The 25063-nt window shown below is 62.8% G+C and carries 14 protein-coding genes; 7 read left to right on the forward strand and 7 right to left on the reverse strand.

What is annotated here, in order from left to right:
• Positions 1-88 precede the first annotated feature (88 nt).
• Genes dsbD through dsbG form a run of 3 tightly spaced genes read left to right on the forward strand, consistent with a single transcriptional unit; the run spans position 89 to position 3428 of the window.
• Positions 89-1816 carry a protein-disulfide reductase DsbD gene (gene dsbD, locus J3P95_RS16825; RefSeq protein WP_434580421.1) on the forward strand — a complete coding sequence of 576 codons (1728 nt, stop codon included), beginning with the start codon at positions 89-91 and terminating at the stop codon, positions 1814-1816.
• Complete coding sequence (locus tag J3P95_RS16830; RefSeq protein WP_434580419.1) at positions 1816-2685, forward strand: TlpA family protein disulfide reductase; 870 nt, start codon at positions 1816-1818, stop codon at positions 2683-2685. The genes dsbD and J3P95_RS16830 overlap by 1 nt, the downstream gene beginning before the upstream one ends.
• Positions 2661-3428 (forward strand): thiol:disulfide interchange protein DsbG, encoded by a 768-nt coding sequence (gene dsbG, locus J3P95_RS16835; RefSeq protein ID WP_434580416.1) that lies wholly within the window; start codon positions 2661-2663, stop codon positions 3426-3428. The genes J3P95_RS16830 and dsbG overlap by 25 nt, the downstream gene beginning before the upstream one ends.
• Before the next feature lie 177 nt (positions 3429-3605).
• Here the strand turns inward: dsbG and J3P95_RS16840 are convergent, their stop codons facing one another.
• Positions 3606-4418: an alpha/beta fold hydrolase gene (locus J3P95_RS16840; RefSeq protein ID WP_434557894.1), complete on the reverse strand. Its 813-nt coding sequence runs from the start codon at positions 4416-4418 to the stop codon at positions 3606-3608.
• A gap of 127 nt (positions 4419-4545) precedes the next feature.
• Complete coding sequence (locus tag J3P95_RS16845) at positions 4546-17532, reverse strand: non-ribosomal peptide synthetase (RefSeq protein ID WP_434625902.1); 12987 nt, start codon at positions 17530-17532, stop codon at positions 4546-4548.
• Positions 17533-17802: 270 nt separating this feature from the next.
• On the opposite strand from J3P95_RS16845, the gene J3P95_RS16850 reads away from it, so the two are divergent.
• Positions 17803-18351, forward strand: coding sequence for an RNA polymerase factor sigma-70 (locus J3P95_RS16850; RefSeq protein ID WP_186636745.1), 549 nt, complete (start codon positions 17803-17805; stop codon positions 18349-18351).
• A 54-nt stretch (positions 18352-18405) separates the two neighbouring features.
• Here the strand turns inward: J3P95_RS16850 and J3P95_RS16855 are convergent, their stop codons facing one another.
• From J3P95_RS16855 to J3P95_RS16865, 3 genes are all read right to left on the reverse strand, one after another.
• The gene (locus J3P95_RS16855; RefSeq protein ID WP_434580412.1) at positions 18406-19419 is read right to left on the reverse strand and encodes a GNAT family N-acetyltransferase; all 1014 of its coding nucleotides are present in this window, start codon (positions 19417-19419) and stop codon (positions 18406-18408) included.
• A gap of 58 nt (positions 19420-19477) precedes the next feature.
• Positions 19478-20266, reverse strand: a complete 789-nt coding sequence (locus J3P95_RS16860; protein ID WP_434557897.1) for a substrate-binding periplasmic protein — start codon at positions 20264-20266, stop codon at positions 19478-19480.
• A gap of 63 nt (positions 20267-20329) precedes the next feature.
• The gene (locus J3P95_RS16865; RefSeq protein WP_434557898.1) at positions 20330-20956 is read right to left on the reverse strand and encodes a TetR/AcrR family transcriptional regulator; all 627 of its coding nucleotides are present in this window, start codon (positions 20954-20956) and stop codon (positions 20330-20332) included.
• 226 nt (positions 20957-21182) lie between these two features.
• On the opposite strand from J3P95_RS16865, the gene J3P95_RS16870 reads away from it, so the two are divergent.
• Complete coding sequence (locus J3P95_RS16870; RefSeq protein ID WP_186609908.1) at positions 21183-21725, forward strand: exonuclease domain-containing protein; 543 nt, start codon at positions 21183-21185, stop codon at positions 21723-21725.
• A gap of 87 nt (positions 21726-21812) precedes the next feature.
• A complete protein-coding gene (locus J3P95_RS16875; RefSeq protein ID WP_186636758.1) occupies positions 21813-22097 on the forward strand; it encodes a pyrimidine/purine nucleoside phosphorylase in 285 nt (94 codons plus the stop codon).
• A gap of 79 nt (positions 22098-22176) precedes the next feature.
• Here the strand turns inward: J3P95_RS16875 and J3P95_RS16880 are convergent, their stop codons facing one another.
• Together J3P95_RS16880 and J3P95_RS16885 are read right to left on the reverse strand one after the other, a co-directional pair.
• Positions 22177-22986, reverse strand: a complete 810-nt coding sequence (locus J3P95_RS16880; protein ID WP_434557899.1) for an MOSC domain-containing protein — start codon at positions 22984-22986, stop codon at positions 22177-22179.
• A 65-nt stretch (positions 22987-23051) separates the two neighbouring features.
• The gene (locus J3P95_RS16885; protein WP_434557900.1) at positions 23052-23981 is read right to left on the reverse strand and encodes a chemotaxis protein CheV; all 930 of its coding nucleotides are present in this window, start codon (positions 23979-23981) and stop codon (positions 23052-23054) included.
• A gap of 480 nt (positions 23982-24461) precedes the next feature.
• Here J3P95_RS16885 and J3P95_RS16890 point away from each other — a divergent pair, with 480 nt between their 5' ends.
• Positions 24462-24932, forward strand: coding sequence for a hypothetical protein (locus tag J3P95_RS16890; RefSeq protein ID WP_434557901.1), 471 nt, complete (start codon positions 24462-24464; stop codon positions 24930-24932).
• Positions 24933-25063 lie beyond the last annotated feature (131 nt).

Here is a 25063-nt window from a genome sequence, read left to right on the forward strand (position 1 = left end):
CTGCAAACCGGTTGTCGACCGGGTTAATCGACGGTTAATCGCCAGCCACCATTGTGCGTTCCACTTGCTTCGCTCTAAGGCTTTACCCATGCGTCGATTGTTTTTGCTGTGGCTGATCCTGCTCTCGGGCCTGGCCCAGGCTGCCAATCCCTTCGAGACCAAACCCGACTTCCTGCCGGTGGAAAAGGCGTTCGTCTTTTCCTCGCAACGCCTGGATTCCGGTGAGACCCAGTTGTTCTGGCAGATCGCGGACGGATACTACCTTTATCAGCAGCGGCTCAAATTCGACGGTTTGGCCGAAGCGCAAAAGCCGAAGTTGCCCGAAGGCGAAGCTCACAGCGACGAGTTTTTCGGCGACCAGCAAGTCTATCGCCAGGCACTGGAACTGAAGATTCCCGCCGGGGCTACGGGAAAGATCAAGGTCGGCTTCCAAGGCTGTGCCGACGCGGGCCTGTGCTATCCGCCCCAAACCCAAGTGGTCGACCTGGGTGGCGGCGCAGCGATAACGGCCAACGGCGAGGCGCAGGATCAGGCCTTGGCCAGCGGTCTGCAACAACGCACGTTGGGCTGGAGCCTGCTGGTGTTCTTCGGCCTGGGGCTGTTGCTGGCATTTACGCCGTGTTCGTTGCCAATGCTGCCGATTCTGGCCGGGTTGGTGGTGGGCAGCGGCGCCGGCCCCCGGCGCGGTCTGGCATTGGCCGGCAGCTACGTGATCAGCATGGCCTTGGTGTATGCCGCCATGGGCGTGCTCGCGGCGCTGCTCGGGGCCAACCTGCAGGCATGGTTGCAACAACCCTGGCTGTTGGGCACTTTCGCGGCGGTGTTCGTGGTGTTGGCGTTGCCGATGTTCGGCTTCTTCGAACTGCAACTGCCGGCCGCCCTGCGTGATCGCCTGGAAAACGCCGGCCGCCAACGCCGCGGAGGCAGCCTGGTGGGCGCCGGCATTCTCGGGGCGCTGTCCGGTCTATTGGTGGGCCCCTGCATGACCGCGCCGCTGGCCGGCGCGCTGCTATACATCGCCCAGAGCGGCAACGCGCTGCACGGCGGCTTGATCTTGTTCACCATGGGCGTCGGCATGGGCCTGCCGCTGTTGCTGCTGGTCACCGTGGGCAATCGCTTCCTGCCCAAGCCCGGCGCCTGGATGACCCTGCTCAAGGGTGTATTCGGCTTTTTGTTCCTCGGCACCGCGCTGCTGATGATTCGCCCGATCATCGATGGCTCGCTGTGGATCGGACTATGGGGCGCACTGCTGGTAATTGCCGCTTATTGCGCTTGGCGCCAAACTCAAGGATTTGGTCGCGCCGCCTACCTGTGGGGCAGCGTGTCGCTGTTGTTCGGCCTGTGGGGCAGCCTGCTGGTGATCGGGGCGTCGGGCGGCAGCGACGACCTGTTCAGGCCGTTGGAGGTCTACACCGGCGGACAAGGCAACGCGACCCTCAGCACCGACGATGCCTTCGTTACGGTCAGCGAGCCTGCCGCCCTGCAACGGGAACTGGACGCCGCCAAGGCGCAGGGCCAGTGGGTGTTGCTGGATTACTACGCGGACTGGTGCGTGTCCTGCAAGATCATGGAGAAACAGGTGTTCGGCCGCGCCGAAGTGCTCGATGCCCTCAAGGACGTGCGGCTGCTGCGCCTGGATGTCACCGCCGACAGCGCCGCCAGCCGAGAGCTGCTAAACCGTTACCAGGTGCCTGGGCCACCGAGCCTGCTGTGGATCGGCGCGGACGGCGCGGAACGCCGCAGCCAACGGATCACGGGCGAAATCGACGCCAAGGGCTTCCTGGAGCGCTGGAACATCACCCGGAACGCGCCCTGATGCTGACGTTTACCTTGGGCACCTTTGCCATCGCCCTTAACCATCTGTTGCTGATCAGCGCATTGGCCCTGGCGACCTTCGTCGGTTGGCGCGTGGCCAAGCGCGGCGGCGAAAACCCCGAATCAGTGCTGTTCGGGTTGTTCCTGCTGGGGCTGCTTGCCGCGAGAGTCGGCTTTGTCGCTGCGTACTGGAACCATTACCAGGACGATCCGTGGCAGATTGTCGACTTGCGCGACGGCGGTTTCCTGGCCTGGCCGGGCATCGTTGCGCTGTTGATCGCTGCGCTGCTATGGGCACGTCGCCGACCGGGCCTGCGCCGCCCGCTGGGTTTCAGTGTCGGCAGCGGGCTGCTGTTCTGGCTGGTGGCAACCCTGTCGTTGACGATTTATGAGCAGGGTACTCGCTTGCCGGCGATCGATCTGCGCAACGCCCAAGGCGAAACCGTGAACCTCGCCGACTACCAGGGCGGCCCCTTGGTGATCAATCTCTGGGCCACGTGGTGCCCACCCTGCCGGCGTGAAATGCCGGTACTGGAAGAAGCGCAAAAGCAGCGCCCGGACCTGACCTTCCTGTTCGTCAATCAAGCCGAAAGCATGCAAAGCGTCAGCACCTACCTCGCGACCCAGGGCCTTAGCCTGACTAACGTGCTGTTCGATGGCAGCGGGCGTCTTGGTCAAGCCGTCGGCTCGATGGCATTACCGACAACCTTGTTCTACAGCGCCGACGGCCGCTTGCTGGGCAGTCATCTGGGCGAATTGTCGGAAGCGAGCCTGGCCCGCGCACTGGAAAATTTCGAAACGCCGGGCTCGACCATGGCGGCCCACCCCGCGACAAGGACACTGCCATGCCCCGCCTCAACCACCTGCTGACCCTGGCCTTTGCCGGCGCACTCTTGCAAACCCCACTGCTTCACGCCGAAGAGTTACCGGCGGCGATCAAGAAGATCGAAGCCAAGGGCGCGAAAATCGTCGGCACCTTCGACGCACCGGATGGCTTGCGCGGTTATGCGGCGCAATACCAGAACCGTGGCATGGCCCTGTACCTGACGCCGGATGGCAAACACGTTCTGCTGGGCAACCTGTACGACGCCGAGGGCAAGGACCTGAGCGCCGAGCCGCTGCAAAAACTGGTCTACGCGCCGATGGCCAAGGAAATCTGGGCAAAAATGGAAGCGAGCAATTGGATCGCCGATGGCAACAAGGACGCACCACGCACTGTGTACCTGTTCAGCGACCCCAATTGCCCATACTGCAACATGTTCTGGGAACAGGCCCGACCGTGGGTCAAGGCCGGCAAGGTGCAGTTGCGCCACATCATGGTGGGCATCATCCGCGAGGACAGCCCGGGTAAATCCGCTGCATTGCTGGCCGCCAAGGAACCGGAGAAAGCCCTGGCCGAGCATGAAAAGGCCGGCAAAGGCAGCTCGCTCAAACCGCTCAAGGACATACCGTCGGCCATCCAGGCCAAGCTCGACGCCAACCTGCAACTGATGGAAGAACTGGAACTGTCAGCCACCCCGGCGATTTTCTACCTCGATGAGAAAGGCGAACTGCAACAACAGCAAGGCGCGCCATCGCCGGACAAGCTGGTGAAGATTCTCGGGCCGAAGTAAAGCCCAAAAAACCTGACGCGCCGCCGACTGCTTTTGTGGCGAGGGAGCTTGCTCCCGCTGGGTTGCGAAGCAGCCCCTGGCTGTCTTGCTGTGGTTCGTCAGGTTAAACGCATGCGCTTTTTGGGGCTGCTGCGCAGCCCAGCGGGAGCAAGCTCCCTCGCCACGGTTGGGCAACAGTCAGTGCTTGCGCGTCAGAAGCGCCAGCAACACCTCGGTCACAAACTCCGGGTTCTCCAGATTCGAGATATGCCCCGCCTCCGGGACCAGCATATGCCGACAGCCAATCAGCTCGGCCATTTCCAACGCCTCGGCCGGTGGCCGTGGCTTGTCCTGGTCGCCGCACATCACTAGCGTGCGCTCGGCGTCCAGTCCAGGCAGGCGCGGCAGGATATCGTCCCGACCGAAAATGATCCGCCCCAGCGGTACGACACTGTCGCGCAGGCGATCGGCGGGTAGCGCCGCGAGCGAGGCGCGGAACTGTTGGTAGAGCGCCGACTGCGGATCGATGCCTGGCCGGAAGAAGATTGGCACGATGATGTCCAGCAACGGTTCAGGGATGCCGCCGCAGGCCTCGATCTTGTCGAACAGCGAGAAGTAATACAGGCGGGTCGGTTCCGGCTCGACGCCGACGTAGGTGTCCATCAACACCAGCGACTCCACACGTCCAGGCGCCGCCAACGCCAGTCGCGCACCCCACATCCCGCCCACCGAGAGCCCTACCAGGCTGAAGCAATCGATCTCCAGTTGGTCCATCAACGCCAGCGCCTGGCACGCCAGGTCATCCAGGGAAGTCGTGTCCTCCGGCAAGCGCCCGGACTGGCCATGGCCCCACAGCTCAGGAACGATCACCCGACAGTGCTTCGACAGGGCGTCAATCTGCGGCGTCCACATGCTGCTGTCCCACAAATAGCTGCTGCCCAGCAGCACCACCGGCCCCCGGCCTTGGTCAAGGTAATGGAGCGGTTGTCCGGCAATCGTTACAAAAGGCATCGGTGACCTCCTTGTTGAGTCAGGGAAAACCTTCGGGAGACTGAGCCGCGACAAGCGAGGCGTCAACCACGGGGTTGCCCTGCTTGTGCCGCCAGCTCGCGATGGGGTCCTTATAGACGCCGCAAAACTACAATCCTTCCAACTGCGCCATCAGATCATTCAACCGATCCGCCTTCTCCTCGGTGATTTCGCTGGCCGCCAGCCCTTCGATGTATTCGGCCAGCTCCTGCACCGTGCTGCACTCGAACATGGCCCGGAGCGGCACGTTGCGTTGCAGGGCTTTTTGCACACGCGAGGCGATTTGCGTCGCCAGCAACGAATGCCCGCCCAGCTCGAAGAAGTTATCGCGTATCCCCACCCGCTCGACCTTCAGCACCTCGGCCCAGATGTCCGCCAGGGTCCGTTCCAGATCGCTGCCAGGGGCTTGATAAGCCTCGCTTTGCAGCTGGCCAATCTCCAAGGCCGGCAAGGCCTTGCGATCCAGCTTGCCGTTAGCGTTGAGAGGCAACCGGTCGAGCCACAGCCAGTGCAGCGGCACCATATATTCCGGCAGCTCGGCGCGTAGCCGTTGTTTGATGCGCTCCAGCCGTTCGGTCGGGTTCAGCGTCGAGTCGGCGGCAACCAGGTAGCCCACCAGATGCTTGCCATGGGCGCCGTCCTGCACGCTCACCGCGCCGTCGCGGATCTCGGGCTGTTCGTGCAGCCGCGCTTCGATTTCCCCCAGCTCGATACGATAGCCACGAATCTTCACCTGATGGTCGATGCGCCCGACATATTCCAACACGCCGTCGCTGCGGCGTCGCGCCAGGTCGCCGGTGCGATACAGGCGTTCCCCGGCTGCGCCGAACGGATTGGGCACGAACACCGGCGCGGTGCGCAGCGGATCGCCGACATAACCGCGTCCGACCCCGGTGCCGGCGACACACAACTCCCCCACCGCGCCCAGTGGCACCAGGTCCAGCGCGCCGTCGAGCAGGTACAAACGGTTGTTGTCGGTGGGCGTGCCGATGGGCAGGTAGGTGCCGCGGGTCGAAGTCATGTCGACCCGGAAGAACGCCACGTCATCGGAACATTCGGCCGGACCGTAGGCATTCACCAGGCCGATATCCGGGTAACGCAACAGCCATTGATGGGCGAGCTCCGGCGGCATCGCCTCGCCGGTTGGCAACATCCAGCGCAGGCCATCGAGGCCGATGCGCTCCTGGGCAAGCATGCCCTGGATCAGTGACGGCACGCTTTCCAAGACGGTGATGCCCTGGCGTTGCACATGGTCCAGCAGTCCTTGCGGGTCATGGGCGATGGCATTCGGCACGATGTCCACCCGAGCGCCGAACAACGGCGCGGCGAGGAACTGCCACACCGAAATGTCGAAACTCTGGGACGCCGTCTGGGCAATCACGTCCGTCTCGTCCAGCGCCAGGTACGGCACTTTGCTGAGCTGGTTATTGAGCATGCCGCGCTGTTGCACCATGACGCCTTTGGGCAACCCCGTGGAACCCGAGGTGTAGATCACGTAAGCCAGGTTGTCCGGTCCGCTGTGGACGCCAGGATTGTCCAGCGACACATCGCCGGCCTGGACGTTCTCCCAGACCAGCAGCTTCGGCCGACCGGCACAGGCGAACGCTTCCAGCAACGCCAGCGCCTGCTCCTCACAGGCGCGAGTGCAGACCAACAATGGCGTACGGCTCAGTTCGATGATGCGGCTCAGGCGCTGGCTCGGCAGGCCAGGATCAAGCGGCAGGTAACCGCCACCGGCCTTGAAACTGCCGATGATCATGCCCAACAGGTCCAGGTTCCGTTCGGCCAACAGCGCCACGGGCTGATCGAGACCGACGCCGGCCGCGATCAGCGCATGACCGAGACGGTTGCTGCGTTCATTCAGTTGCGCGTAGGTGCAACTGTCCTCCAGGCAGGTGGCGGCGACGCGTTGCGGATGGGCCGCCACTTGGGCCTCGAACAGCTCGACGTAACTGCGCTCCAGCGGATAGTCGCGCGCGCTCTGGTTACAGCCTTCGACGAGCAAATCCCGCTCTTGGGCGCCGATCAGCGGCAGTTCAGCCATGTCGCCATGGAAACCGTCCATCAACGCCAGCAGCAATCGCTGGAACTCGCCGAGCAGTCCCTGGACGGTGGACTCGTCGAAATAACGTTGGTCGTAGGACAGGTGCAGCCCCAAGTCATCGCCCGGATAGCAGACCGCCGTCAGCGGGAAATTGGTGTGGGTGCGGCCCGAGTCCGATGTAGCGTTGAGGCTTTGGGCGCGGTCCAGCACCGAGACTTCCACCGGCGCGTTTTCGAACACGAAGAGGCTGTCGAACAGCGGCTGGCCCTTGGGCAGTTCACTGGCTTCCTGGATGCTCACCAGCGGCAGGTATTCGTACTCGCGCAATTGCATGTTGCTGTCCAGCAACCCGTTGAGCCACTGGCGCACGCTGCAGCGCTGGTCGTCGCCCGGGATCTGCACCCGCAAGGCCACGCTGTTGATGAACAGCCCCACCGTGCGCTGCATCTGCGGCATCTCCACCGGGCGCCCGGCCACGGTCACGCCGAACAATACGTCGCGATCACCACTGACCCGGCGCAGCACCAGGGCCCACGCCGCCTGGGCGAAGGTGTTCACAGTCAACTGATGGGCCTGGGCCAGCTCGCGCAATCGCGCGCCATCCCGGGCGTCGAGCCGCGTGTAGCAGTCGCCGACCACCATGCCGCCGCTATCACCGGCGTGCTCGCGCAGGAACGGCCGGTCGCCGGGGATCGGCGTGGTCCGTTCAAAGCCTTGCAGGTTGCGCTGCCACCACTGCCGGGCTTCGGCCAGGCTCTGGCGTTGCAACCAGCCGATGTAGTCGCGATAGCGCGGCGGCACGGCCAGTTGAGGCTGGCGATGTTCACCGAGGGCGGTGTAGATCTCGAAGAAATCGTCCATCAGCAGTGAACGGCACCAGGCATCGATCAGGATGTGGTGATTGCTCATCATGAACCAGTAGCGCGCCGCGCCGACCCGGATCAATCGCAGGTGGAACGGTGCCTCGTTCAACAAATCGAAACCGGCCTCGCGCTCCTGCTTGAGCAACGCCTGGAGCTTGGGCTCCTGCTCATCCTCGGGCACCTGCGTCCAATCGAGACAGTCCACCGGCGTGCGGCCGGGCTTGTGGATGACTTGCAGCATGTCTTCGCCGACGTTCCAGCAGAACGAAGCGCGCAAGGCTTCGTGGCGGGCGATGACCGCCTGCCAGGCCTGGGCGAAACGCTGTGGGTCCAACGCGCTGTTGATGCGATAACGGTCCTGCATGTAATACAGGCCCGTGCCCGGCTCCAGCAACGTGTGCAGCAACATGCCTTCCTGCATCGGCGTCAGCGGATAAACGTCTTCGATCTGCCCGGCCGGCACCGGCAGGTTGTCGAGTTGTGCCTGGGTCAGTTTCGCCAGCGGGAAATCCGACGGCGTCAGGCCGCCCGCCTCGTCCGCGAGGCAATGTTCGATCAGGCGCTGCAACTCCTCGAGATAGGCATCGGCCAGCGCGGCGATGGCCTCGCGGTCATGGCGCTCGGCACTGAAGGTCCAGCGCAGCACCAGTTCACCGCCGCTGACTTGGCCGTCGACACCCAATTCGTTAGGCAGTGGCGCGTCAGGGTCGTGGATCGGGCCCAGCGGTGCGTCGAGTGGCCGGAACAGCGCGTCGTGGCCGAGGGTCTGGTCGAGCTGGCCAAGGTAATTGAAGGTGATCGTGGCGCGGGGCAAAGCGGCCATGGCTTCACGCGCGGTCGTGTCGGCCAGGTAACGCAGCACGCCATAGCCGAGGCCCTTGTGGGGCACGGCGCGCAGTTGTTCCTTGATGGCTTTGATCGAGGTGCCGAGATCGTCCCCCGCGGGGCTCAGCCGTAGCGGATAGACACTGGTGAACCAGCCCACGGTGCGCGTCAGGTCGATGTCATCGAACAGCGCCTCACGACCGTGGCCTTCGAGCTGGATCAGCGCCGATGCATGACCGGTGCGGCGACACAGCACCCGAGCCAGCGCCGTGAGCAGCAAGTCGTTGACCTGGGTGCGGTAGGCGCTCGGCGCCTGTTGCAACAGCTGGCGGGTGCGCTCCGCGTCCAGGCGCACGCTGACGCTTTCAGCGTACCGCTCTTGCCGGCCACCGTCGGGATTCGCACAAGGCAACGCCACGTCCGGGCCGCTCAATTGGCCTTGCCACCAGCCCAACTCCTCACGCAAGGACTCGCTGCCAGCGTAGGCCTGCAACCGCGCCGCCCAATCCCGGAACGGGCTGGTCTTGGCCGGTAACTGCGGCGCTTGCCCGTTCACGGCTTGGCGGTAGGCGGTTTGCAGATCGTCCATCAACACCCGCCACGACACGCCATCCACCACCAAGTGATGGACAGCGATCAGCAACCGTTGCCGACCGTCGGGCATGTCTGCCAGCACGGCGCGCAGAAGAGGCCCAGTCGCCAGGTCAAAGCTGCGCTGCGCCTGGGCAAATACCCCTTCGCAGGCGTGTGGCGAATCCACGGCCAGGTGCTGCAACAGCACGCCGTCGAACAACGGCTGATGCTCGGCACGCCAATGCCCGGCCGTGTTGCCAAAGCCCAGGCGCAAGGCATCATGCTGCTCGAAAACAGCGCGCAATGCCTGCGCCAGGTTATGCGCTTGCAGGGGCATCGCCGGCTCCAGCAGCAACGCCTGGTTCCAGTGATGACGGTTGGGTATCGCGCTGTCGAAGAACCAATGCTGGACTGGCGTCAGCCCCGACTCACCGCTCAACAAGCCTTGCTCGGCGCTCACCTGCTCGCTGCGGGTGGCTATGGCGGCCAAGGCTTGCACGGTCTGGTGCTGGAACAGATCACGTGGGGTGAAGTGGATGCCCTGCTGCCGGGCACGGCTGACGACCTGGATCGAGAGAATCGAGTCGCCCCCCAGCTCGAAGAAGTTGTCGTTGAGGCCCACCTGTTTCACGTTCAACACATCACACCAGATCGCGGCCAGCGCTTGTTCCAGGACATTGCCTGGCGCCACGTACTGTTGGCGATTGAGCTCCGGATCGGGCATCGGCAAGGCACGGCGATCAAGCTTGCCGTTAGCGGTCAGCGGCATGCTCGCCAGCACGATCAAGTGAGTCGGCACCATGTAGTCCGGCAACTGCGCCTTGAGGTGGTTTTTCAGGGATTCACGCAAGGTCGCCTGCTCGGCGGCGCCCTGCTCCGCGACGTCGGTGGCGAGATAGCCGACCAACTGCTTGCCACCCGGCAGATCGAGGGCCAACACCACGGCTTCGCGCACGGCGTCATGTTCCAGCAGACGGTTTTCGATTTCCCCCAGCTCAATGCGGAAGCCGCGGATTTTCACTTGGTGGTCGATTCGGCCCAGGTATTCCACCTGGCCGTCGGCACGCTGGCGCACCAGGTCGCCGGTGCGGTACAGCCGTCCGCCAGCGGCGGCAAACGGGTCGGCGACAAAACGCTCGGCGGTCATGCCCGGGCGTTGGTGATAACCCTGGGCCAGGCCGGCGCCACCGACATACAGCTCACCCGTGGCGCCTTGCGGCACCAGTGCCAGGTCGGCATCGAGAATGTAGGCCACCCGAGCGCCGATCACGCTGCCAATCGGCACGCTGCCCGCGCCCTCCTCCAGCCGTTGCGGGGCCAGGCTCGCCAGCGGCATTACCACGGTTTCGGTCGGCCCATAGGCGTTGAAAAACAGGCGCGGATTGAAGGCGGCGCGGATGCGTTGCAGATGCTCGCCGGTCAGGGCTTCGCCACCGGTGATGCACATGCGCACCGGCAACGTTTGCCCCTGGCCCGCCAGCCATTGCGCCAACTGGCTGCCGTAGCTGGGCGTGAAGCCGAGGATGTTGATGCGGTGCTGGCGAATCAACCCGCAGATCTCCTGGGCGTCCCACTGGCCCTGGGCGCGCAGCACCACATGGGCGCCACTGAGCAACGGCACCAGCAGGCGCTCGGTAGCGGCATCGAAGTTGATGGAATAGAAGTGCAGTTCGCAATCGTCCGGGCGCATGCCGAAGCGCTGGATCACCGCTCGGCAATGCATGGCGATTTCACCGTGGGATACCACCACGCCCTTGGGCTTGCCGGTGGAACCGGAGGTGTAGATCAAGTAGGCCTGGTGCTGCGGCAGGTTGATCAGCGCCGGCGCATGATCCGCGTATTGCGCCAGGGCCGCCGAATCGTCTTCCAGGCACCAGCGCTGCACGCCCTCCGGCAATGGACCAAGGACCTCGAACATGGCCCGGTCGCTGAGCAACAGGCCGACGCCGCTGTCTTCGATCATGTAGTGCAAGCGGTCCAGCGGATATTCAGGATCCAGCGGCACGTAGGCGCCGCCCGCCTTGAGGATCGCCAGCAGGCCGACGACCATTTCCAGCGAGCGCTCCAGCGCCAGGCCCACCCGCACCTGCGGCCCGACGCCCCGTTCGCGCAACATCCAGGCCAGGCGATTGGCCCGGCCATCGAGTTCGGCGTAAGTCAGGGTCTGGCCGGCGAAGCTCAGGGCCGGCGCGTCGGGGCGCGCCTGGGCCTGCTCAGCGAACAGCGGGTGGATGCATTGATCCAGGCGATGCTCACCCGGCTCCTCGCCGAGGCTGTCGAAAAGCTGCCGTTGCTCGCTCGCGTCCAGCAGCGGCAGTTCACTCAGTCGCCGGGACGGATCGACCAGCAACGCTTCCAGCAGATTGCGCCAGTGCCCGGCCATGCGGGCGATGCGCGGTTCGTCGAACAGGTCAGTGCTGTAAGTCAGGCAGCAACCCAGCCGATGGTCGAGGTCGGTGACTTCCAGGTTCAGGTCGAACTTGGTCGCGCGGGCGTCGTTGACCAAGTAGTCGACGCTCATGCCGGCCAACGTGCGGCTCTGCTGGAATTCCCAGCGCTGCACGTTGCACATCACTTGGAACAGCGGGTTGTACGCCGCACTGCGCGGCGGTTGCAGGGCTTCTACCAGATGGTCGAACGGCAAGTCCTGGTGGGACTGGCCTTCGATCACGGTATGGCGTACCTGCTCGAACAATTCGCCCACCGACATCTGCCCATCGAGCTGGCAACGCAGCACCTGCGTATTGAGAAAGGCGCCGATCAAGCCTTCGCTTTCCGGACGGATGCGGTTGGCCACCGGCGCGCCGATGCGCAAGTCGGTCTGGCCGCTGTAGCGATAGAGCAACACCGCCAGGGCGGCGGTCATGGTCATGAACAGCGTCAAGCCCCGTTCGGCGTTGAAGGCACGGACCCGGGCGGCCAGCTCATCGCTGAGATCAAAGCGGAACAACTCGCCGCGATGGCTTTGCACCGGCGGACGCGGGCGGTCGGCCGGCAGTTCCAGCAATGGATGTTCGCGGCCCAGTTGCGCGGTCCAATAGTCCAATTGTCGCTGGCGCTCGCCGGATTCCAGCCATTGGCGCTGCCAGACGCTGTAGTCCAGGTATTGCACCGGCAACGGCTCCAGCGGCGATTCGCGGTCATCGATAAAGGCTTCGTACAGCGCGCTCAGTTCTCGGGCAAAGATGTCCATCGCCCAACCTTCGGTGACGATGTGGTGCAGCGTCAGCACAAAGTAATGCTCATGCTCGGCGGTCTTGACCAGGCAGGCCCGCAGCAGTGGCCCGGTTTCCAGGTCGAAGGGCTCGTGGGCCTCGCTGTCCGCCAGTTGCTGCACGCGCTGCTGGCGAACATCGGCGTCGAGCATCGAGAAGTCCTTCCAGTCCATGCGCAGGCCTGTTTCGCCGTGCACCTGCTGGCGGGCCACGCCGTCGATGCTCGGGAACGTGGTGCGCAGGGTTTCGTGGCGCAGGATCAAGGCTTGCAAGGCTGCTTCGAAACGCCCGACGTCCAGCACCCCGCGCAACCGCGCCATGCCGCCGACATTGTAGGCCGGGCTGTCCGGCTCCATCTGCCAGAGGAACCACATGCGCTGCTGGGAATACGACAACGGTACCGGTTGGCTGCGATCGGCTGTCTCGATCGGCGGCTGGCCGTTGGTCCGACCGCTGGCCTGGATCAGCCGCACCTGCTCAGCGAAGGCGCCCAGCTCGCTGTTCTCGAACAACGTGCGCAACGGCAGCTCGACATCGCAGGCCTGGCGAGTGCGGGAAATGATCTGGGTCGCCAGCAACGAATGGCCGCCCAGGGCAAAAAAATCGTCCCGCAGGCCAATGCGCGCAAGCCCCAGCACATCGCGCCAGATGCCGGCGATCTGCTGTTCGAGTGTGCTGGTCGGCTCGACGTGCTCGCGCACCTGCCATTGCGGCTCGGGCAAGGCGCGGCGGTCGAGCTTGCCGCTTGGGCTCAGCGGCATGGCGTCCAGGCGCAGCAGTTGCGCAGGCACCATGTACTCCGGAAGCTCGACGGCCAGGGCGGTTTTCAGACGCGTGGCCTGGGCGCTTTCGTCTTCATGGACCGCGTCGGTCGTGTAGTAGCCGATCAACTGCGGGCCGGCCGCCGTGTCCCGTACCAGCACCGCCGCTTGGGCGACGCCGTCCTGGGCCAGCAGTCGGGCTTCGATCTCTTGTGGCTCGACCCGGAAACCGCGCAGCTTGACCTGCTGGTCGAGACGGCCAAGGTATTCGATCACGCCGTCCGCCCCCCACCGCGCCCGGTCGCCAGTGCGGTACAGCCGTGCGCCCGCCGATCCTTGCGGGTCGACGATGAAGCGCTCGGCCGTCAGGCCCGGACGCCCCAGGTAACCCCGGGCCAGGCCCAGGCCACCGATGCACAGCTCGCCGGGCACGCCGATCGGCAGAGGATTGAGATCATTGTCGAGCACCCGGCACAGCACATTGGCTAACGGCCGGCCAATCGGCGAGCGCTCGCCATCGGCTTCGGTGCAGTGCCAATGGGTGACGTTGATGGCGGTTTCGGTCGGGCCGTAGCGGTTGTGCAGTTGCACCGCAGGCAACCGCGCCAGTACCCGGCTACGCAGCTCGGCCGGCAGGGCTTCGCCACCGGAAAAGATTCGGCGCAGGCTGGTGCAGCGGGCGCTCGACGGTTCGTCGACGAACAGGCTGAGCAGCGGCGGCACGAAATGCAGCGTGGTTACGCCAAACTGCTCGACCAACTGCGCAATGCGGTGCGGGTCGCGGTGTTCGCCTGGGCCGGCCAGTACCAATTGGCTGCCGGCGACCAGCGGCCAGAAGCACTCCCACACCGACACGTCGAAACTGATCGGCGCTTTTTGCATCAGCACGTCGCTTTCATCCAACCCATAGGCGGCTTGCATCCATTGCAAGCGCTCAGCCAGGGCCGCGTGGGTATTGTCGACGCCCTTGGGTTGACCGGTCGAACCGGAGGTATAAATCACGTAGGCCAAGTGATCGCCATGCAAGTGCAGGCCCGGCGGATTGCTTGGCCATTGCTCCAAGTGCAGGGCGTCCATGGCGATGACGCTGACGCCCTCGCAGGCCGGCAAGCGTTCGAGCAATGCGGTCTGGGTCAGCAGCAAATCGACGCCGCTGTCATGGAGCATGTAGGCCAGGCGTTCGCTCGGGTAATCGACATCCAGCGGCACATAAGCGCCGCCGGCCTTGATGATCGCCAGCACGCCGATGAGCAACGGCGCCGAACGCTCGGCGGCGATCGCCACGCACACGTCCGGGCCGACGCCTTTGTCCCGCAGGTAATGCGCCAGCCGATTGGCCTGGGCGTGCAGCTCGGCGTAGTCCAGCGAACCACCGTCCCACTGCAGCGCGGTGCGTTGCGGGCTGCGGCGGGCTTGTTCATTCAACAGTTCCGGCAGCCATTGCGCGGCGGGTTCACAGGGCGCAGCCCCCCAACGCCGCTGCTGGGCGAGTTCCTCGGCACTCAACAACGGCACGTCCCCGATGGCCTGGTGCGGGTCGCTGCAGACGGATCGCAACAGGTTGCAGAAATGCTCGGCCAAGCGCGCGATGGTCGCCGCCTCGAACAGTTCGTCTGCGTAATCGAACGACAACATCAGACGACCGTTGCGGTCTTCTTCGCTGTGCAATTGCAGGTCGAACTTGGCTTCACGGCTGTGCCACGGCAACTCGTCGGCCAGCAGTCCGGGCAGACGCCGCAACGCGCCCAGGTCCCGCTGCTGGTGATTGAACATCACTTGGAACAGACCCTGCTCGCGGGCCTGGGGATACGCTTCGAGCAGCTGTTCGAAAGGCAGGTCCTGATGAGCCTGGGCACCCAGCGTAGCCGCTCGGGCCTGGGCGAGCAGCGCGGCGAACGGCTGGCGCGCATCGGTTTGTGCGCGCAGCACTTGGGTGTTGATGAAGAAGCCGATCAGCCCTTGGGTTTCCAGGCGCGGGCGATTGGCGTTGGGCACGCCGATGCGGATGTCGGATTGGCCGGTGTAGCGCTGCAATAATGCTTGCAAGCCCGCCAGCAGCAGCATGAACAGCGTCGCGTCATGCGCTTGGGCGACTTGGCGCAGGGCCTCGCCGAGGTCCCTGTCCAGACGCACGCTGTGGCGCGCGGCGCTGCGACGCTGCTGGGCATTGCGTGGATGATCGGTGCTCAGCGCCAGGGGCGGATGCTCATCACCCAACTGCTGTTTCCAGTATTCCAATTGGCGTTCGGCTTCGCCTTGGGCGAGCCATTGCCGCTGCCAACTGCCGTAGTCGGCGTATTGCAACGGCAACGGTGCCAGTTCCGCCACCTGTCCCCGGGATGCAGCGGCGTATAGACGCGAGAATTCATCGATCAACACGTTCATCGACCAGCCGTCGGCGATGATGTGGTGCAGCGTCACCAGCAACTGATGCTCGTCTTCATCCAGGCGCAACAAAGTGACCTTCAGCAGCGGTCCCTTTTCCAGATCGAATCGGCTGGCTGCTTCGTCTTCACGGATCTGCCGCGCACGGGCTTCGCGCTGGTCGGCGGGCACGTCGCTGAGGTCGATCACCTGAAGGTTGAATTCACCGGCCGGGTCAATCTGTTGCAAGGCTATGCCGTCACGTTCCAGAAACCGCGTGCGCAGGGATTCGTGGCGTTCGATAAGTTGCTGGAAGCTGGCGCGCAAGGCGTTTTCCTCCAGCTCACCGCGCAAGCGCACGGCGCCGGGGATGTTGTAGGCGCGGCTCGAAGGGTCCAACTGCCAGGTCAGCCACAAGCGGTTCTGGGCCAGGGATTGGGGCAACGCTTCGGCGCGGGACAGTGGATTGATCAGGCCTTGAGCCCGACCGCCGTCACGCTGCAGGTTGACCACTGCTGCGGCGAAAGCATCCAGGGTCGGGGCCTCGAAAAGCAGGCGCAAGTTGAGTTCCAGGCCCAGGATTTCGCGCAGCCGAGCGATGACTTGGGTAGCGACGATCGAATTGCCGCCCAACAGGAAGAAATGGTCGTCGCCGCGCACCTGGTCGACCTGTAATTGCTCGCACCAGAGCTGGCCAATCAAGGCCTGGAGCTCGGATGAAGACCCAGGCTCATCGACCCTTTGCACTTCGGTCGAGGGGAACAGCGCATAGCTGTCGAGGCTGCCATCCGCCAACTGGGCGCGACACGCCGAACGCTGCAGTTTCCCGCTGGAGGTCTTCGGCAACGCGCCAGGGTTGAGCAGCACCACGACGCTGGGCGCTTGTTGGCAGCTGTCGGCCACGGCCTGGCGAATCGCTTTGATCAGGGCTTCGGGCGGGAGAATCTTCTGCACGCTGCGGCTGATTTCCGCGGCGATGCCGATGCCTTCTTCGCCGTCGTCGTCGACTGCAAAAGCTGCGACTCGTCCTTTGCGCACTACTTCCACTTCGCGCTCGATGGCTTGTTCGATGTCCTGTGGATAAAGGTTATGGCCACGCACGATCAGCATGTCCTTCAGGCGGCCGGTAATAAACAGCTCGCCGCCACGTACAAAACCCAAGTCGCCGGTGCGCAGCCACGTGCGACCATCATGCTGGACAAACGCCTTGGCGCTGGCTTCGCGATTGCGCCAGTAACCGTGGGCGATGCTCGGCCCGGCGGCCCAGACTTCGCCAACCTGACTGTCAGCCAACGGCTGCAACGTGGAGGGCTCGACGATCAGCACCGCATGACCCGGCTGGCTCACGCCACAACTCATCACCGCGCTGCCCTGCCCCGGTTCGGCGCGGTTTTGCGCCAATGACGCATCGTCCATCCGCATCGCAGGAATGCCTCGACCGCGCGGCGTGCCGGCGACGAACAAGGTCGCTTCGGCCAGCCCGTAGGACGCCATGAAGCTGTCGGAGGTAAACCCGCACGGGGCGAACTTTTCGGCGAAGCGCTCCAGGCTGTCGAGGCGGATCGGTTCGGAGCCGGAATAGGCCACGCGCCAGCCGCTCAGGTCGAGGCGGCCCAAGGCTGACTCGCTGACCCGTTCGCAGCACAGCCGATAGGCGAAGTCCGGGCCACCGCTGATGGTGCCGCCGTACTCGCTGATCGCTTCGAGCCAACGCAACGGTCGAGCGAGGAAATAAGCCGGTGACATCAGCACGCAGGGCACGCCACTGAAGATCGGCTGCAGCAAACCGCCGATCAGGCCCATGTCGTGATACAGCGGCAGCCAACTGACAATGACGTCGTCGGGATTCACATCAATGCCGAAGCCGTGACGAATCAATAATTCATTGGCTACCAGGTTGCCATGGCTGACTTGCACACCCTTGGGCAAGGCGGTGGAGCCGGAAGTGTATTGCAGGAACGCGATAGCATCGTCTTGCAGGTCCGGCGCCAGCCATTGTCCGGCACGGGCCGGATCGAGGGCATCGACGCACAACACCGGCGGTGCCGATTCGATGGCCTGCAAGGTGTCACGCAAGTCAGCGCTGGTCAGCAATAACCGTGGCTCGGCGTCAGCGATGATCGACAGCAGCCGCTCCTGGTGATGGCGACGCGTGGACTCCGGCGGATAGGCCGGCACGGCGATCACGCCGGCGTACAGGCAACCAAAGAACGCCGCGACGTAATCCGGGCCGCTGGGGAACAGCAGCACCGCTCGATCACCGGGCTCGGCGTCGGCCTGCAAGGCGGCGGCGATGGTCCGGGCGCGCAGATCCAGGTCGCGATAACTCAGTACCACGCTCTGCTGCGCGGTGTCGGCGAGGAAGCGCAAGGCCACCCGGTCCGGCGTCAACGCGGCGCGGCGCTGGAGGGCATGAGCCAGGGTGCTGGGGAGTTCGAACGCTTCGGTCATGGGGGGTTCCTGCCTGAATTCGGCTTGCAAGTTGTCCCCCATGGAACGGATAGCGCCGGCAAATAATTAGTCGCCGGCCCTGCGTAACAGACCGCTTGACCGTCGCGCAGAGCGACAAAGAGTCGCAGCGCTCAAGCTGGACTTCCTTTCATCAATAATTCTTCTTCTCAATTGACAATAATTATCATTAAGCCTAATTTGGCCGTCGATGTGTAGGACAGGTCCGATGGACAGGTCGTCCTGCTAACTAATTGCAGCAAGGTGAATTCCATGACGGAACAAGTATCCACAAGCAGGTGCGACTCACCGCTACTCCAAGCATTTGTCGATAACCGAACCATTCTGGTCAAGATCGCGGCGCGTATCACCGGTTGCCGGTCCCGCGCCGAAGACGTCGTCCAGGATGCGTTTTTCCGGTTGCAATCGGCACCACAGATCACCTCGTCTTTCAAGGCCCAGCTCAGCTACCTGTTCCAGATCGTGCGCAACCTGGCGATCGATCATTACCGCAAGCAGGCGCTGGAACAGAAATACTCGGGGCCGGAAGAGGAAGGATTGAACGTGGTCATCCAGGGTGCTTCGCCGGAGACGTCTCACATCAATTTTTCCACGCTGGAGCACATTGCCGAGGCGCTGACCGAGTTGCCCAGCCGTACCCGCTACGCCTTCGAGATGTACCGTTTGCACGGCGTGCCGCAGAAGGACATCGCCAAGGAACTGGGGGTCTCGCCGACCTTGGTCAACTTCATGATCCGCGACGCCCTGGTGCATTGCCGCAAGGTCTCAGGGGTTCGTGCGGACACCTTCGCCCGACGCTGATATCGGTAGTTGTCCAGCTTCATCGCGAGCAAGCTCGCGATGAAGTTTCAAGGCCTACACCAACGAACACCGCTCGAAAAACCGCTCGCGCCCCAGGATCATCAGGGCCGCTCGCTTGTGCGGGAAATCGAATTCTTTCTCGCAATGAAAGCACTGGTTATGCAGATGCCCGATCATCCGCGCGTTATCGGCGCGGGGCTCGGCCACCACGCGTTGAGTGCGCGGGTCATCGAGAAACAGGTAATGGACCAGCGCCGACAGCCAGCTCGCCACCTTGTGCGGGCCGCGGTGCTGTTCCTCGCCGACCAGCATATGGATGCCGCGATCGTAGTCGCTCGCTGCATAAAACGGCGCGATTCGATCTTCCTTGGCCCAATAGGCTTCGAAATAGGCAAAGGGCTGCTCATCGAAACAGCCGACCAGCGTCAAGACCCTAGGGTCGTGCTGCAGTTTGGTCAGGTATTGGCGATGCTGCTCCAGGCTGCCCTCTTCCTGCCAGAAACTGGCCACTCGCGGACTGTTCTGCCAGCGGTTGAAGCGCGTCAGGTCATGCTCGATTTCCAGGGTTCGCAAGGACACCCACGCCCCCAGACGCGCGTCGAAGCGCCGATACACCTCGCCTCGTGGCTTGACGGGTCGGCGAGGATGGCGCTTGCCATCGGTGATGATCATCTGCTGCGGATAACTGCCGCTGAACGACTCGCCCAGCCAAGGCTGCGGCAATTGCCAGAACAGCGTGCGCTCGCACAGGTATTCGTTGGGTTGCAAGGTGTCCACCAGCAAGCCGCTGAGCAGTGCCTCGCCTGGACGTTCATCGAGGTGCCAGACCAGTTGCTGGCAGCCCGGGTCCCTGGCAAACAACCAATAGCAAGCCGCCCAGAGCGCCGGACCCACAGGCCGATCATTGGGCTCCTGCAAATGCACATGCAACTGGGGACCGCGCTCCAGGCGCAACCGGACCAGCGGCGCGTCCTCGAGCATCAGGCTCAGGTGGCGTTCTGTTTCATCGGCGCCGAGACTACGGCCGCCAGGCAAGGGAAGCGTCGCCGCAGGATTGAAGTGAGACATTGAAGGGGCTCGCGTATTCGTCGGTAGTCAACGTGTGACGTGAGCCGGGAGGGGAAATTTAGTCGCGCACTTGGTGGGCGTGGGTCGGCACCAGCTCGATCTGGTAGGGTTTGAAAATCGCCAGAAGCTGGCCATCGTCCCGCAGTTTCTGCAGCAATCGACCAAACGCCTCCGCAGAAATGGGCGCCTGCGGTCGGATCAACGCGTAATGATGATAAATCTGATCGATACGCTCGGAGACCAGCAACTGGGAAGCGAGCTGGGGATTGCGCAACAGATAATCGCTGAGGTACGAACGGGTCACCAACGCAATGTCCGCACGCCTGCGCAACATCATTTGCATATTGCTGTCATGGGAATAGGTCAACGTGGCGTTGAACTGGCCGATGAGGAATTTGGGGTCTGAGTTGAACTGCGCAAAGGCGTAGTGATAACCGCTGAACAAGGCCAGCCGCTTGCCTCGAAGGTCCGCGAAATAGCTCTGCTGGCGATCCGGCAGTTTCTGCGCTACGAAGACCTCAGCGTCTTCCAGCCCCATGTCCACCAGCGTATGGGGCACATCCTGCCAGCCCCAGTCTGGATTCTCGAAAATGGCCATGTCGACCCGGCCTTGCTTGAAGTCGTTGAAACGGCGTGGGATCGAGGTGGGCACCAGGACGAACTCGTAATCGGCCTGGGATCGATTCAACGCCTCCACCAGTTGCGGCAGCAGCCCGGTGTCGGCACCATTCTCGGGACGAACGGTATAAGGCGGAAAATGTGCCGCGCCGATCCGGACCTCTTGCGCCGCCTCGACAGGCAGCATCAACAAAAGGCTCAGAGCGGCCAGCAGAGCGCGCGAGGTCATCCCCATCGGCGAAAAAATCAAGATAACCCACTCCCCAAGAAATTCCCATCAACACAATGACGCTTATTGTTCTTCTTTCAGCACCAGGATCAGCGCCTGCTCGGCCAATTCATCAAGACTCAGGCTGCCTTCGGCGCGAAACCAGGTGGAGGTCCAGGACAACGCCCCGGTAAGGAGACGCCGCATGATGGACACGTCCCCGCGAATATACCCGGCATCCCGGGCCTGGCCCAAGACTTCGAGCCACACAGCTTCGTAGATATCACGCAGGGCCAACACTTGTCTCTGCCCTTCTTCGGATAAGGAGCGCCATTCATAGACCAGCACCGCCATCGCCTCGCCGGTACCGCCCATGATCGATTGCAGTTCGCAGCGGATCAGCGCCAACACGCGCTCGCGCACGCTGCCACCTTCGGCAAGCGCCGCGCGCATCAACGCGGTGTTGTAGCGGATGGTTTCCTCCATCACCGCCCGCAGGATCTCGTCCTTGCTTTTGAAGTGATGGAAAATGCTTCCCGACTGGATGCCAACGGCGCTCGCGAGGTCGCGCACGGTGGTGCGTTCAAAGCCTTTGTTGCGAAACAGGTGAGCGGCGGTCTGGAGCAATTTTCCGCGTGCGCTGTCCGGATCGGTCAGTTGCCCGTTGTCGACCAGCTCACGCATCACGCGCAGGGCTTTTTGCTCGTCCACCCACTCTCTCCTACTGTTGATCGGCCAACGCGGGCCACTCAAGCAAATCCAGGTGGCGCGGGCAATTTAAGCTGACCGGGGCAGCCAAGCAAGCGCTCGGGCGCGGTCGTTCAAATCGAGCATGCCTGCCGATCGTCGAATATTGCAGAACGAGACAGGACTAGGCGGATATGCCGGGTTTGGCTACGCTCAAACCCATCGACACGCCGATACCAGGAACCTTGCAATGCCTCAATGGCTGGTGATTGATCTGGAGGCCACCACCGATGAAGGTGGCTGGCCGGTAACCGAAATGGAAATTATCGAAATCGGCGCCACCCTGGTGAATCGAGATGGCCGCGAAGTGGATCATTTCCAGAGGTTTGTTCGGCCTTTGAGGCGGCCACTGCTCACGTCTTTTTGTCGCCAGTTGACGCACATCAGCCAGGCCAATGTCGACAGTGCGGCACCGCTTGCCGAAGTCTGGCCGGCGTTCGAGCATTGGCTGGCGCCCTATCACGCACGCCTGGAAGGCTGGGTCAGCTGGGGCGACTACGATCGCAAGCAATTGCTTCAGGAATGGCAGCAGCAACAATTGCACAGCGTTCTCGACCAGGTACCGCATATGAATCTCAAGCAACGCTTCGCCAAGGCCCGTCGGCTGGAGCGCCCCTTGGGGCTCAACGGGGCGCTCCAGCTGGCCGGAATGCAATTCTGTGGGCAACAGCACCGCGCGCTAGAGGACGCCCGCAACACGGCGAGACTATTGCCCCTGGTGCTCACAGGCTGACCGTAAGGTCCGGCGCGGCAGATGACGACCGTTGTGGCCTTGTGCATACTGGCCGGCCTTTTTCAGCCCTTTCTCGAGGAATCGCCCATGTTCAAAGTCAACGAGTACTTCGACGGCACCGTCAAGTCGATCGCCTTCGGCACTGCCGAAGGTCCCGCGACCATCGGCGTCATGGCACCGGGCGAATACGAATTCGGCACCGCCCAACGGGAAATCATGCACGTCGTTTCCGGCGCCCTGACGGTTAAACTGCCCGACAGCACTGACTGGGAAACCTTTGCCGCTGGCAGCCAGTTCAACGTCCCGGCCAACAGCAAATTCCAGCTCAAGGTGACCGTCGACACGGCTTACCTGTGTGAGTATCGCGGCTGAACCTGCCTCGCCACAGAGCGGTTACGTCATAAACAAAAATGCCCGTGTCCAATGGCACGGGCATTTCTATTCATGGGTCTTATTCCAGCACTTCGACCGGCATGCCGACTTCAAGGCTGCCGTCGCCGTCGTTGACCAGATTCTGGCCGAACATCGCGCCATCCGGGGTCGAACGATACTGCTGCAATGTCGCGAAAGGCTCACGCTTCGGATCACGTTCGCCCGTATGCGGATCGACCGTTGTCATGATGCAGCGCGAGCACGGCTTGACCACCCGGAACTCCACCTCGCCGATGCGAATGCGCTTCCAGCCATCCTCGGCGAACGCCTCGCTGCCTTCGATCACCAGGTTGGGACGAAAGCGCAGCATTTCCAGCGGGCGACCGACCTTGCTCGATAAATCCTGCAAGGAGGCCTGGCCAATCAGCAGCAGGGGGAATCCATCGGCGAAGGCGACCTTGTCGTCGTCCTTGCCGTAGCCGGCTGCCGTGGTGCGAGCCAGCTCCACCGGCACATGGACCAACCGGGTGGGATTGCCGATGAATTCACTGACCCAGGCCGCCGCCTCGTCGCCTGCATCCGGCACGCGCAAGGTGTCACGCCAGATGATCACGCCGCGCCGTTGTTCTTCGCGGGCGGACGGCAGCGGCACCTCGATGGCGCCGTGGCCCGGCGCGCTGAGGGTCAGGCCACCCGCCTCGCTCCACACAGCCGAGAGCTGGCTCATTTTCGCCACGGCTCGCTGGGTCAGGAATCGTCCACTGGCCTCATCCACCAACATCCAGCGCCGATCACCGTCGAGCCCGAGCTTGTCCAGGCCAATCCCCTGCAGCAGCTGGCCCTTGCCGGACTTCAACGGATAACGATACAGCGCGCTCAGCCGCAACATGGTCGACTTCCCTGGTGGCTAAAAAACGCAACCTTATACGAGCCGACCGGTGAAGCAAACCTCGATCAGCCGTGGTCGAGCATCAACCGTTGGCGCACCACATCGACCAGCTTGTCCGGCTGGAATTTGGAGAGGAAATTGTCACAGCCGACCTTCTTCACCATCGAGTCGTTGAAGCTGCCGGACAGTGAGGTATGCAATACCACGTAGAGCGCGCGCAAGCGCGGGTCGTTACGGATTTCAGTGGTCAGTCGATAGCCGTCCATCTCCGGCATTTCCGCGTCGGTGAAAATCATCAGCAACTTGTCGGTCATGACCTCGCCGGTATCCGCCCACGCCTTGAGCATGTTCAACGCCTTCAAGCCGTCACTGGCAATGTGCATCTTCACGCCCAACTGGCCCAGGGTGTCACGCAACTGGGAAAGCGCGACATTGGAGTCGTCTACCAGCAATACTTCACGACCGCGGGCGCGCTCCAATACCGGATCCTCGAGTTTGTCCCGGGAAACCTTGGCGTTGTAAGGCACGATTTCGGCGAGGACTTTTTCCACGTCGATGATCTCCACCAACTGGTCGTCCACCTTGCTGATGGCCGTCAGGTAATGCTCTCGGCCGGCGCTGGTCGGAGGCGGCAGGATGGCTTCCCAGTTCATGTTGACGATGCGGTCCACGCCACCCACCAAAAACGCCTGGACCGAGCGGTTGTACTCGGTGACGATGATGGTGCTGTTCGGTCCCGGCACCAGTGGACGCATGCCGATGGCCTGGGACAGGTCGATGACCGGCAACGTCTGGCCCCGCAGGTTGACCACGCCACAGACGAACGGATGGCGCTGGGGCATCAACGTCAGCTTCGGCAGCTGCAACACTTCCTGGACCTTGAAAACGTTGATGGCGAACAACTGCCGCCCCGCCAGGCGAAACATGAGAATTTCCAGGCGATTCTCACCCACCAGTTGGGTTCGTTGATCTACTGTGTCGAGAATGCCGGCCATCGATGACTCCTGGGCTTGTTCGGATGAATCCTGTAAAGGCTTTATCGGCTGCATGAGCCGTTTCTTGACCCCGACATGAAATAGCTGTGCGGGGCATTGATGTCACATTAACATCATGCTTTACTGGCTTCCCATCTGTACACCGTCATTTTTCTCGCCGCGCGACTTCGGTTTGCGTGCAAAGTTCCCATGTCTAAGGGATTCCCCTAGGCACAATCAGGTCCAACCTGATATTCCCGCTATCCAATAGCCATTAATGTGACGCCATTCTCATTGTTGAATGGAGTCAGGCCTTTGTGCGCGACCGTAGGACATCGGACTTCCAGTCGTTCGGCCGCTCTCGCCGGTTCAATCGTCTGCGCACCGGCGTTTGCCGAGCGGCAAAGGCTGGCGACGCGCTGCCGTTCGTTGTCGGCCATGAGATCCAGCCGTTCGTCACACGCGATCACTTTCGCCTGACATGATGTTGTGGAGATAAGCATGCCGAACGATCGCAAGAACTGGAGCCAGCGCCTTCCCGAGTTCCTGATTGAAGCCGAGACGCTCTTGGCCAAGTCAGAGGAATGCCTGAGCCACCTGCAATTGATCAACAACGACAAGGACGCCATTGATTGCATGCTCAGCACCTTGCTGAAGCTGGCAAACAAGGCCGATGCCTTGGCGTTGGAGGCCGTTTCGGAGTTTTCGCTGCACATCCATGGCTTGCTCACTCACGCGCAACATCACATGGAGCTGCACGATCAAGCGCTGGACGCGCTGAAAGATTGTTTCACACTGATGGCCTGGCAACTGGAACTGGTCGATCACACCACCGGCAAGCTGGGCCTGGACAACAGCGAACAGACCTCTCTGATCGAAGCATTTGCTTTTCAGGTAGGCCAGAGTCCTTGCGAGGTATTACAACCATCGCGCTCCTTGGCATTGGTCCCCTTCGCTCAGAAACAAGCCTGAAATCGCTCGTTGCGACTCGTGTTCATGTACCCGGCTCGCTGGGCGTTGCGGCCGCCAAGCCGAACGCGACCAACGATATTCGAAGTGGTACTATGTCTCGCGTCAGTCGCTTCGAACAGCCGCCGCCAACT

The organism is Pseudomonas sp. Z5-35, from assembly GCF_051131945.1.
GTDB classification, from domain to species: domain Bacteria; phylum Pseudomonadota; class Gammaproteobacteria; order Pseudomonadales; family Pseudomonadaceae; genus Aquipseudomonas; species Aquipseudomonas marvdashtae.